We start from the raw sequence: 11,654 nt of genomic DNA, 5'->3' as shown, positions 1-11,654 counted from the left end.
CTTAATCTCTAGTTCCAAGTGCAACACCTTGAATCAAGTAAGGTGTTGTGATGAAGAAGTACCAGCATCTGAGCGCGGAGGACCGCGCGGCAATCATGATCGAACGTCAGCGGGGAACCAGCATGCGAGAGATCGCACGGCGATTGGGGCGCAGCGCTTCGACGGTTTCTCGCGAACTGGCTCGTAATCGGAATGCGGCAACGCCGCGCTACGAAGCAACCCAGGCGGCCTCGTCCTATCGGCTTCGCCGTCGGCGCTGCGTACGGCGTCGTAAGTTGAGCGAAGGCAGTACGCTGTACTGGCATGTGCATCATCAACTGGTCTATCGACGCTGGTCGCCGCAGCAAATTGCTGCCAGACTCCGCGACATGCATCCAGACAATCCTGACCAGCGCGTCAGCCACGAAACGATTTACGCCGCGATCTATACCCATCCCCGAGGTGGACTCAAGCAGGCGATGATCGAGGCGCTTCGCCAAGAGAAGCCTGCGCGCGGCACCACCCGTCGAACCCTTGCGCGCAAGAGCTTCGTGCCGGATGAATTGCGCATCATTCATCGGCCTGAGCAGATTGAAACGCGGCAATGGCCGGGACATTGGGAGGGCGACCTCGTCAAAGGCGCGTTCAATCGATCCTGCGTTGGAACGCTGGTCGAGCGTAAAACACGGTTCGTCGTGCTGTGCCGCATGGACGGCTGTACCGCCCAAGACGCACTCGAGGGCTTCACGCGCCAGATGAAGAAGGTGCCGGCCTTCCTGCGTGAGAGCCTGACGTACGACCGTGGATCGGAGATGACCTGTCATGTCGAGCTTGCCGAGCGACTGAACCTCGATATCTGGTTCGCGGATCCATACGCTCCGTGGCAGCGCGGCAGCAACGAGAACACAAACGGCCTGCTACGCCAGTTCTTGCCAAAGGGCATGGACCTCTCGGGCGTCACGCAGACGCAATTGAACGATATCGCCAAGCTGCTCAATGGACGTCCTCGCCAGACGCTCGGTTGGAAAACGCCCGAGGAAGCCATGGCCATGGAACTGGCAGCCGAGGGGTTAGCAAAACGTTGCACTTGACTCTAGAAACCGCCCTGTCTGCGCGGCCTTTTCTATCGCCGGTTCAACGGCGATCACGGGCGGGATGTCGTTGTTCGCGCCACACTAACCGATCGGCCGATTCGCCTCCAGACGAATCGCGCCGATATGCAGCGCGGCGGCCGCGTCTCACATCGCCGTGATGACCAGCCTTCCCGGCTCGACAGCTATCCGCACCTTCTTTCCCGGCTCAAAACCCGCGTCGTTGATGAGTCACATTCCGCCAATCTTCATATACGGATAAAACGTCTTGGGCCTGGCGCTCATGTTTTTCGGAAAACCCCAGATTTCCTGGACCGTCACAAAGCGTTCCGTAATCGGGGGACGTGCTTTATCATTCGCCTTAGCCATGGGCAACTCCTAGATAGTTGGCTGTGGTTAGCGGGTCGTGAGTGTTGGTAGCACTTGCGGCCCGCGCTCGTTTACTGCGGTGCTTTGATGCTTTGATTTCCTCCCTTGTTACTGCTTCGATGAAGCTGTGATTCGACGGGGCTTACCACCCGCCTCACGTCCATTCGCGCGCGACGCACACGCGATCATCATTGGACACTCCTATTAGATCATCGCTAACGTCAAATATTTGCGGCTTGCGCGAACGTTAGCCATTAGGCCTAGGCATGCAATTTCGTCGGCTCCCGCCGGGCCATTGCATGCGCTGATGCGAACGGAAAACGTGAGCCAAGGCGGATGTAGATCGGCCTCGGAAAGCGACGATTCGAAACACTTCGGACGAATTGGACTCGTTGCAAGAGCACATTTCGATACAGACGCGAAAGCTGCCCCGTGACCAAGCCATCATACCTACAACCGGCGACCCGACGCATGAAATTAGATTGATGTGAGAGCTTGTCAGCTCCCGTAGTTCAAGAGCCGCTATCATCGGTTTGACAGATGACACAGGTTCGCACGCGATGCTTCTGTAGGTAGGTTCGCTGCATTGAAGATGGCGTGCGACATAGACGCATCTGTGCGTGGATTCCTCGACTTTTCCGCCCGTCAGCATCGAGCCGATCCGAAATGGCGAAGAGACCTTCATCGTCAAACGTGATGAGGCCGGCTTCGAATAGCGCATCTAGGTTAGCGAAGAAGCGGACGTTCATCCAACGCCAGATCAGCGTCCGCTTTCGATCCTAGCATCGATGGTCAGCAACCGGGCATTTGGTATCTTGGCCAACCGAGCTTGTCAATTCCTCAACACTGAGAATGCTATCTTATCGGATCAACATCATACGCCTCAACTGTGTCACCACTTTTTCTAACTTTAAATCGAACCCGCTGCTTCGCGACTAGAGATGCAGATGGATTCGAGAAGAAAAATCTTCTCTGTCCGTACAAGATAAATCCAAATTTCTTCTCCGGAATGAGCTGATCCACCGCACCAACGAAGACCGAGTCGAATGCACCTAAATCCTGTTGCGCTCCTTCATTTGACGTTGCATTCATGGAAAGATAAATCCTCTTACACTCATCGATTAGATCATCCGCAAGCTTCTTGTCTTGCGGCAGATCGCGCAAAGATCCAGATTGCGGGATTTCATTCAATAATTTGTCTAGCATTCCAGTGGCGATATCGAAATTGGCATCAAAATCCACTAAAGAGGTGTTCATGGAGTCGCAGTAGCGCTTGCAGTAGACTGGATCACTCAGGCGATTTTTGTTGAAAGGACCGCCAATCAGCATTCTGATCATGGTTGCCATATGAAAACGCCATTTAGCGAATTTTTTCCCTCCCCGCCGAATTCTCTCATTGGTCAAATAGATAAGGCGGCTGCTCATGAAGTACGGATATGGATCATGAGTCTCATTGAAGAGGACCGATTCGTTACCTTCGTTATAGTCCTTTAGCAATTGCCCGTAATAAAAATGAATCTTTTGTGGCTCTTCCAAAAAAATCGATACGAACGATTGAATTTGCGCCGGTATCGTTACAACTTTTGTTTGCTTTATTGAGCCATCTGAGTCGTATTGCCCGGGCCTACGCTCATAATATAAACGCTGCAGAATAGGAGTGCCTGCATAGAAAGCCTCCAATTCTTTGTGGAAGGATTGCAAGCCAGCAAATGCCTCAAGTTTTACCTCGGTCTGCCTATTCGTTGCCTTTGTAATCTTGTTTGCGATTTCAACGTTTTCCGTCTCAATCAGCTTAACGGTCACAAACTCACTGTCCGTCAGCAAGTCAGAATTTTTGTGCAAGACGTGACTTGTTTGGCACCCGTTCACCACCTGAAAATCGCGAACTGTAAACTCAGAGCCAACGGGATTGATTGATTTGCAGACAATCGTCACACCATTATTCAGCAGGACAAAAGCCTGCCTACTCGCGTCGTCCGCGGTGAGGGTTGCCAGTATCTCCCTATTTACCGAATTCTCGCCCTGATAGTCTCTCACGTTGTCATAGAAAACGTTTCTTAGTAATTTTCCGCTTTCGTCGCAAATAAGCTCCAGATATTCCTTGCAGGGAAGAATTCCAATGTACGCCCGCTTAACGCCTTGAATCTTCGGCAGCACTGTGTGCTTTTCAAAATTTATTTGCTTTGTTATTTTGTTTGATAGGCGGCGATACAGCGCCTTCAGCTTCTCTGGATTAACAAATTCAAGATTTACAGTCGAGAAAAGATTGGTGCCGCTTAGGAGGTTCAACTCTCCGTCCACCGTTTCCAGCATAAGCCTGTTTGGCGGGGAGGTGCTGGTGCTAACGTAGCGAAGTTCGACCGAGGGGTTTTCTGCAAATTTTATGGCATTCTTATATATTGCATCTTTGATCTTGTGCCATTCCCCGAGCGAATAATCTGCGGGCTTTGCATCCTTGGAGAAAAAATACCGCACTGCGCGAGTGAATTTCAGCACTGCCCCTTGATCTAGGGATGCAGAGGTTTTTGTTTGAACAAAGAGGAAGCGCGCCTCCATATTCTGTCTGGCTAGGCTTTCGACAGCGGTGCTTGACTGAACAAGTGTGTCGTTGATGAATATCGCAACGGAATCTATGCCGTTTGCATCGCCAACGGATAATTCCTCAGCATCGAAGTGCCCCTCATAGTCTTCTGCAACCAAACAATGTGCAGAAAAATATTCGAACTTTAAATGCTCCGCCTGATCCGCATGGTCATATCGGGTCGCGTAATCGTCGACATAGCTTTGGAGGATAAGATCATTCAATGGCGAACTCCTTGATTAAGAAAAAGAAGCCATGGCAGGCACTTCGCACCCTCCTTGATGGCTAACAAAGCGAATGCAACTCGATGCAATTGTCGTTCAACGCATCCACTTAGCCAAGACCTTATTGCTGAACTGTTGACCCCGGCCGCTGCTCGCGCCTGGCTCAATGATCGGCGCTCAGTCGTCCGGTGCAAATCGACTCTATCGTGGCCCACACGGGTCATAAAATTCACATGGGCGACCGTCTGAAACTTGCGGCGGATTCAACCGGTCGATGCCACAGATCAGTGATCTCCTTAAAGCATTCGCGGTCGAGATCTAGAAAAACGAAAGCCCACGCTCCCAAAAGCGTGGGCCGGATGAAAAGCCACCGACAGGATCGCAACGTCGACGTGCCCGGTTCGCCTGCAGCAAAACAACCGCAAGCGACCGGGACACGGCGCGCAAACGGCATCAGTGAACTACTGCACGACGCCTCACCTAGGCGAAACCACAATCGCCGCCCGCCGATTCTGCATTCTCCCGACTGGCGTCCGGTTATCCCCGACCGGATCGCTCTTGCCCTTCCCGACGATCGCGATCCGCTTCCCGTCCAGCCCCACATCCACCAGCTCGATCGCCACCACCTCCGCGCGCCGCCTCGACAATTCGAGGTCGTAAGCAGCGATCCCCTCATCATCCGAGTACCCATAAACCCGCACGCCATTGATCCCCGCCGACTTCAACGTCTTGCCTATCCGCTCGACAATCCGCCTCACATCCGGCTTCAGGTTATACCGATCGAAGTCGAACAGGATCGGCCCGGTCGCCCCGAACTCGAACCCCTGCCCGGTCTCCTGAAACCCGGCCGACGTCAGCGCCGTGACCTGCGTCTGCGTGAGCCCCCGATGAAGCGGCGGCGTCTGGCATCCGGCGAGCAGCAGGCACAGCAGCACCGCGCTCCCGGCGCACATCCGCCCAATGCTCACAGGCAACGAGCTTTTCATAATCGTCCCCTTCGTACGCACCCGCATCGCGAGCGCTTCTTATCCCGCCGCCGCGGCCTCGCCCGCGGCGCGAAACGATAGACCTCAAACCGGTCCGGCAACGCCTTCCGCCAATTGCCACGACCCCGGCCGCGCACGCTTGGCGCGGTACATCGCGGCATCCGCCGCCCGCAGCAAGCCGATCGCGTCGGACGCGTGGTCGGGATACAGCGCAATGCCGGCACTCATCATGGTGGCCACCATGCGTCCGTCGGACAGCTCGATCGACGGCACCATCCCGGACAAAATCGCGTCGGCGATCAGGCACACGCTGTCCGCTTCGCGCACCGCCGCCAGCATCACCGCAAATTCATCGCCGCCGAGGCGTGCGACCAGATCGGTCTCGCGCACCTGCGTGCGCAACCGCGCCGCGACGCCCACCAGCACCGCATCGCCTGCGTCGTGCCCGAGACAATCGTTGATCTCCTTGAAGCGGTCGCAATCGAGATACAGGATCGCGACCCGCTGCCCCGTCACCACGGCGTCGCAAAGCGCAAGCGACAGACGCGACTCGAACTGCACGCGGTTCGGCAACCCGGTGAGCGCATCGTGCGTCGCCTTGTGTTCGAGCGACGCGTTCTCGTCGCGCAGCGTGTTCTGCCAGTCTTCGAATTCATCGAGCAGCGCGTTGAAGTCGTCGCCGAGCTGGTTCAGTTCGGCGATCACCGCAGGCTCGACGCGTCGCGCGAACGCCCGTTCGCGCCGCACGGCATGCGCGACACCGGCAAGTGCGCGCAGCGGCGCAACGATGTTGCGCAGCAGGCGCTTCGAACTGATATAAGCCCCGAACACGCTGACGACAAGACAGCCGAGAATGCCGCCGACGCCGCCGACCAGGAACCCGAAGAACTGATGCCCGCGGCCACGCACGATGACCTGGCCGACGACGATGCCATCGTGGATCACCGGGACGGTCACGGGCCCGGGCAGCGCGAGATCGGCGACGCCGCGTTCGAGCCGGGCGATCCCGCCGCCGGCGGGCAGCTTCCAGGTCGCGAACAGCTGGCCCTTGCCATCGGTGACGACTACCTGCGCGACGTCCTCGTCGTTGGCGATGGTTGCGATCGCCTCGTTCGCCGCGACGTGGTCGCCGAATACGAGCGCCGCCTCGACGGTGTAACCGAGCGAGCGGGCCAGCAGGTTCAGGTTGTTGCCGGCATACGCGCGCAACGCGATCACGGCGACGACGATCAGCGACACGGCCGCCATCGCGACCGCGACGAACGCAAGACGCAAATGCGCGCGGCGCAGCACGCTTTGCAGCGTCGGGCGCGGCACGCGTGAAGACGAGAGGGAGGGCGCGGAGCGTGTCATGGCATCAGCGCCCGCCGCGCGAGATTGAGCACATTCGGATGCACGCGCACGCCGCTGCGCGCGACGGCGTCGAGATTGATGTCGAACGTCACGCGCTCGCCTTCGACGGTGAGGCAGAACATCGCGCCCGCGGTGCAGGTCACATCGTGTTCGGCGATCGTCAGCACCGGGCGGCCCGCAAGCGTCCCCCTCACCCGCGCACGCTCGTCGTTGCCGAGGTTGCCGAGATAGACGACGTCGCACGCGATGCCGAGCGCGGGATCGTCGAAGCGGACGCGCTGCACGTCGAGCACGGTCGAGCCGGCCTGCATCGTGTCGGTCAGGTCGCCCGCGTAGTCGGGGCGGCCCGTCACGCACAGATGCAGGCGAACGGGCGTGGTCGGCCAGCGCGTGAAACTGACGATGCCGAGCACGACCTGACGCACGGCGGAGTCGTGTGACGAAAAGGCGGGACTGGTCGGATTAGCGGGGATCGTGGTGGCGGTGAGTTGCAGCGTGTCGATCGGATCGGCGTGCGCCCCGGCGAGTGCGGCAGGGGCAACGCTCAGAACGCAAACGATTGCGGCGAGCGCGTGGCGAAATGTGGCGACGCGGCCCTGTCGGCCGGACGCCTTCGCGACGATTGCCGCCGCGCACGCTGGCGTCGATGCGACTGCAAGACTCGCAGCCGCCGCGCACACACTCGCATCCATGATGAAAACATCTGCTGCGGTCGTTCCCGGTGCGACTCCCTACCTGCCATGCGCATGCCGGCACCGTATCACACGCACGATTCCCTCCATCTTAGGTAAAAATTCGCATCCCAAACCAGTGGGATACACCCGCGAATAACGGTGAAAAGTATGTTGAATCGGTGCTTCGCGCGACGATACGGGCGAACGTGTTCGCCGACTTCGCTCCAGTCTCGACGCCGGAAAATGATTGATCAGTGGATTGGACGCCCGGTCGCGTCAGTCACGCTATCGATCGCGGCACACTCGAGCTTTTGAACGCATCGCTTGCGCCCGTCGCGATCGGCAATGCGTGTACGCTCAACGGCCATACCGGACAATACGGCAGACCATGAATCAACATCGTCGAGAATATTCGTGCGTGAGTCCTGCCGCCACGCGCCGGAATGCCGGAGCGGGCCCGCACATTGGAGCGCCATGAAAATAGAAAACTCGGAACTCGAAGCGTTCGTCGCCGTCGCTGAACTCGGCACGTTCCATCGCGCGGCGGAAAAGCTGCACCTGACCCAGCCGGGGCTGTCGCGCCGGATCCAGAAGCTCGAACAGACGCTCGGCGTCGAGCTGTTCCAGCGCACCACCCGCAGCGTGACGCTAACGGGCGTCGGCCGTCAGTTCCTGCCGATGGCGCGCGAGCAGATCGCTCAGCTCGGGATGATGCTGTCGTCGATCCAGGAAATCGCGCAAAAGCGCTACGGCAAGGTGCGGCTCTCGTCGATCCCGACCGTCGTCGCGCAAACGCTGCCCGACGTGCTGCGTCGCTTTTCGGAAAAGTATCCGCAGGTCGCCGTGCAGATCCTCGATGGCAATCACGATTTCGTGCTGTCGCAGGTACGCGCGGGCATCGCCGAGTTCGGCGTGAGTCTGCACCCCGGCGTCGACGACGATCTGGTGTTCGAACCGCTGTTCACCGACCGTTACGTGCTCGCGGCCCACGAGGGCGATCCGCTCGCACGTGCCGACGCCGTCACGCTCGGCGAATTGCGGCACGCGAAGCTGATCATCGGCGGTCGCGATAGCGGCAACCGTCTGCTGCTCGAAATGCTGATGGGCCAGGAGGCGGTGCGCACCCGGTGGTTCTACGAAGTCGAGCACATCTCGTGCGTCGCCGCGCTCGTGGCAGCCGGCGTCGGCTGCGCGATCCTGCCCGAGAGCGCGTTGCGTGCGTACGGCTCGCCCTCGGTACGCGCCGTGCCGATCGCCAGCCCGACGATCGACCGCACGGTCGGCATCGTGCGGCATCGCACCATCTCGATGTCCAGCTTCGCGAGCGACCTCCACGCGCTGGTGAAGGCGGCGTTCGCGTAACGCCGCGGACCGTGCGGCGTCGCCGCATTGATGACGGTTTCGCATGAATGGCGAGCCGAACGGCATTGGACGCCCGAAAAATGGCTGGTGACGATGGTGGCGAACATGAACGACGGACCCGGGCAGCACCCCGGATCCGGGCGGATTCTGGAGGAGCCACCATGCATTTCGACGTGATCCTGCGCCGTGGCGAGCTGATCGACGGTACCGGGGCCGCGCGCTTCGAGGCCGATCTCGGCGTGACCGGCGAGCGCATCGCCGCGATCGGCGACCTGAGCGGCGCGACTGCCGTGCACACGCTCGACGCAAGCGGCCTGGTCGTCGCGCCGGGCTTCATCGACAGCCACACGCACGACGATGCGTTCGTGCTGACCGACCCCGACGTCGAACCGAAAGTTGCGCAAGGCGTCACCACGGTGATCGCCGGCAATTGCGGGATCAGTCTCGCGCCGTTGCTCGCCGAACGCGACGTGCCGCAACCGCTCGACCTGCTGGGCGCATGGCAGTCGTTTCGCTTTCCGTCCTTTCGCGCCTATCTCGGCGCGCTCGATGCCACGCCGGCTGCCGTCAACACGGCGGCGCTGGTCGGCCACTCGACGCTGCGCGTGCGGCACATGGCCGATCTCGGACGCGCGGCCGACCCGGCGGAGATCGCGGCGATGGCGGCCGACGTGCGCGAAGCGATGGCGGCCGGCGCATTCGGCGTCTCGACGGGCACCTTCTACCCGCCTGCAGCGGCCGCGACGACCGCCGAGCTGATCGACGTGTGCGCGCCGCTGCGCGAGACGGGTGGCGTGTTCGCGACGCACCTGCGCGACGAAACCGATGCGATCATCACGTCGCTCGACGAAGCGTTCTCGATCGGGCGCGCGCTCGACGTGCGCGTCGTGCTGTCGCATCACAAGGTGGCCGGCAAGGCCAACCACGGCCGCTCGGTCGAAACGCTCGCGCATATCGACGCGCAGCGCACACGACAACCGCTGTGCATCGACTGCCATCCGTATCCCGCGACGTCGACGATGCTGCGCGCGGATCGCATCCGCCAGTCGTCACGCGTGATCCTCGCGTGGTCGAAGCCGCATCCCGAACTCTCGGGGCGCGAATTCGCCGAACTGCTGCCGCTGTTCGGCGACTCCATCGATGCGGCGATCGACGCACTGCGCCCCGCCGGCGCGATCTACTTCGTGATGGACGAAGCGGACGTCGAGCGCATCATGGGTCACGAACTGACGATGGTCGGCTCCGACGGCCTGCCCAACGACATGCGCCCGCACCCGCGGTTGTGGGGTACGTTCCCGCGCGTGCTCGGCGAATTCTCCCGCGAGCGCGACCTGTTCCCGCTCGAAACCGCCGTACGCAAGATGACGGGACTCACCGCCGAACAATTCGGCATCGCGGAGCGCGGGCGACTCTCGGTCGGTCACTACGCCGATCTGGTCGTGTTCGATCCCGCGCGCGTGATCGACCGCGCGACGTTCGCGAACCCGACGCTGCGCCCTGAAGGCATCGAACACGTGTTCGTCAACGGGCGTGCCGTGCTCGCACACGGCCGACACACCGGCACGCGCCCCGGCCGGGCGCTGCGCCGCACAAGCTAGGATCGGCCGGCCCATGGCGCGCTTTTGCGCTGTCGCGGAAGCCGCCGCTCGCGCGGCCGCCGCACTGGAGTCAACCTGCACGGAGTCACCATGACGAATTCCAACGGCATCCCCACGCCGCGCGGCATGCAAACCGGCTCGGACCCGCATGCGGATACCGCCGCGCCCGGCATCGACGCGCTGTACACGCGCGTGAGTCGACGCATCATCCCGCTGATCCTGGTCTGCTATTTCTTCGGCTATCTCGACCGCGTCAACGTCGGCTTCGCGAAGCTGCAGATGGTGACGGACCTGCACCTTACGGATGCAGCCTACGGCGTCGGCGCCGGTCTGTTCTTCGTCGGCTACCTGCTGCTGCAGGTGCCGGCCGGCTGGCTCGTGCGACGGATAGGCGTGAAGCGTTGTCTCGCCGGCTCGATGCTGACGTGGGGCATCGTGTCTGTCGCGACGCTCGCAACGCGGGACACGGCGAGCTTCTATGCGCTGCGCTTCCTGCTCGGCGTAACGGAGGCGAGCTTCTTTCCGGCCGTGATCGCCTACTTCAGCGTGTGGTTTCCGTCGCACCGGCTCGCCAAGGTGATGGCTTTCCTGTTTCTCGCGATGCCGCTGGGCGTGATCGTCGGCGGCCCACTGTCAGGCTGGATCATGGACGCGACGCATGGCGGCTTCGGGCTGCGCGGCTGGCAGTGGATGTTCCTGATCGAAGGCCTGCCGGCCGTCGTGCTCGGCGTGGTCCTGCTCGTGCGCGTGACGGAGCGGATCGACGACGCGACCTGGTTGACCGACACGGAAAAACGGACGATTCGCGCGGAGATGGCCCAGGAAGCGGCCGGCAAGCGCACCCGCCTCGGCGCCGCGCTGCGCGAACCGACGCTGTGGCTGCTGTTCGCGACTTCGTTCCTCTACAACGTCGGCAACTACGGGCTGGTGTTCTGGATGCCGACGATGATCAAGGCACTCGGTTCGCTGAGCAACCTGGGGATCGGCCTCGTCAGCGCGATCCCGTACCTGGTCGCGTCGGTCGCGATGGTCGCGAACGCGCAGCATTCGGTACGAACCGGCGAGCGCCGCTGGCATACGGCGCTGCCCGTCGCGATCGGCGGCGTCGCACTGCTCGCGAGCCTCGGCATGCGCGCGCATCCGGTGCTTGCCGTCATGTGCCTGACCGCGGGCGTGGCGGGCATCATGAGCACGCTCGCGATGTTCTGGAGCCTGCCATCGCGGATTCTCGCCGGCGAGGCCGCCGCGGGTGGCGCGGGGCTCGTCAACATCGGCGCGGCCGTCGCCGGGTTCGTCGGCCCGACGCTGATGGGCTACGCGACGGGATGGACGGGCAGCACCGAGCTCGGCGTCGCGCTGCTCGCCTTCACGCTGTTCGCCGCCGCTACGCTGATCCTGTCGATTCCGCGCCGACTCATGGTGCGCGCGTGAGCGCGG

10 protein-coding genes are annotated in these 11,654 nt (G+C 61.1%); 4 read left to right on the top strand and 6 right to left on the bottom strand.

Annotated features, from left to right (window positions below):
• Window positions 1-50: 50 nt before the first annotated feature.
• Window positions 51-1,070 (top strand): IS30 family transposase, encoded by a 1,020-nt coding sequence (locus ACTJKF_RS29995; RefSeq protein ID WP_440624553.1) that lies wholly within the window; start codon window positions 51-53, stop codon window positions 1,068-1,070.
• Between the two features lie 147 nt (window positions 1,071-1,217).
• On the opposite strand, the gene ACTJKF_RS29990 is transcribed toward ACTJKF_RS29995, so the two are convergent.
• The 6 genes from ACTJKF_RS29990 to ACTJKF_RS29965 all read right to left on the bottom strand — a co-directional run bounded on the left by ACTJKF_RS29990 (window position 1,218) and on the right by ACTJKF_RS29965 (window position 7,275).
• The gene (locus ACTJKF_RS29990) at window positions 1,218-1,298 is read right to left on the bottom strand and encodes a SymE family type I addiction module toxin (RefSeq protein ID WP_440628619.1); all 81 of its coding nucleotides are present in this window, start codon (window positions 1,296-1,298) and stop codon (window positions 1,218-1,220) included.
• A gap of 3 nt (window positions 1,299-1,301) precedes the next feature.
• Complete coding sequence (locus ACTJKF_RS29985) at window positions 1,302-1,439, bottom strand: hypothetical protein (protein ID WP_440628614.1); 138 nt, start codon at window positions 1,437-1,439, stop codon at window positions 1,302-1,304.
• Between the two features lie 855 nt (window positions 1,440-2,294).
• Window positions 2,295-4,244 (bottom strand): AIPR family protein, encoded by a 1,950-nt coding sequence (locus ACTJKF_RS29980; protein ID WP_440628612.1) that lies wholly within the window; start codon window positions 4,242-4,244, stop codon window positions 2,295-2,297.
• Window positions 4,245-4,720: 476 nt separating this feature from the next.
• Complete coding sequence (locus ACTJKF_RS29975; RefSeq protein WP_440628610.1) at window positions 4,721-5,230, bottom strand: OmpA family protein; 510 nt, start codon at window positions 5,228-5,230, stop codon at window positions 4,721-4,723.
• Window positions 5,231-5,314: 84 nt separating this feature from the next.
• Entirely contained in the window at window positions 5,315-6,583 is a 1,269-nt protein-coding gene (locus tag ACTJKF_RS29970) for a diguanylate cyclase domain-containing protein (RefSeq protein ID WP_440628608.1), read from the bottom strand.
• A complete protein-coding gene (locus ACTJKF_RS29965; RefSeq protein WP_440628606.1) occupies window positions 6,580-7,275 on the bottom strand; it encodes a YfiR family protein in 696 nt (231 codons plus the stop codon). Before ACTJKF_RS29965 ends, ACTJKF_RS29970 begins: the two co-directional genes overlap by 4 nt.
• 456 nt (window positions 7,276-7,731) lie before the next feature.
• Here ACTJKF_RS29965 and ACTJKF_RS29960 point away from each other — a divergent pair, with 456 nt between their 5' ends.
• The 3 genes from ACTJKF_RS29960 (at window position 7,732) to ACTJKF_RS29950 (ending at window position 11,648) form a co-directional block, all read left to right on the top strand.
• Entirely contained in the window at window positions 7,732-8,619 is an 888-nt protein-coding gene (locus ACTJKF_RS29960; RefSeq protein ID WP_440628605.1) for a LysR family transcriptional regulator, read from the top strand.
• Window positions 8,620-8,780: 161 nt separating this feature from the next.
• Entirely contained in the window at window positions 8,781-10,217 is a 1,437-nt protein-coding gene (locus tag ACTJKF_RS29955; RefSeq protein WP_440628603.1) for an N-acyl-D-amino-acid deacylase family protein, read from the top strand.
• Between the two features lie 90 nt (window positions 10,218-10,307).
• Window positions 10,308-11,648, top strand: a complete 1,341-nt coding sequence (locus tag ACTJKF_RS29950) for an MFS transporter (protein ID WP_440628602.1) — start codon at window positions 10,308-10,310, stop codon at window positions 11,646-11,648.
• Window positions 11,649-11,654 lie beyond the last annotated feature (6 nt).

It is taken from the genome of Burkholderia sp. 22313 (genome assembly GCF_052045245.1).
Lineage (GTDB): Bacteria > Pseudomonadota > Gammaproteobacteria > Burkholderiales > Burkholderiaceae > Burkholderia.
The sequence above is the reverse complement of the archived record's forward strand: the minus strand, read 5'-3'. Positions and strand labels throughout refer to the sequence as shown.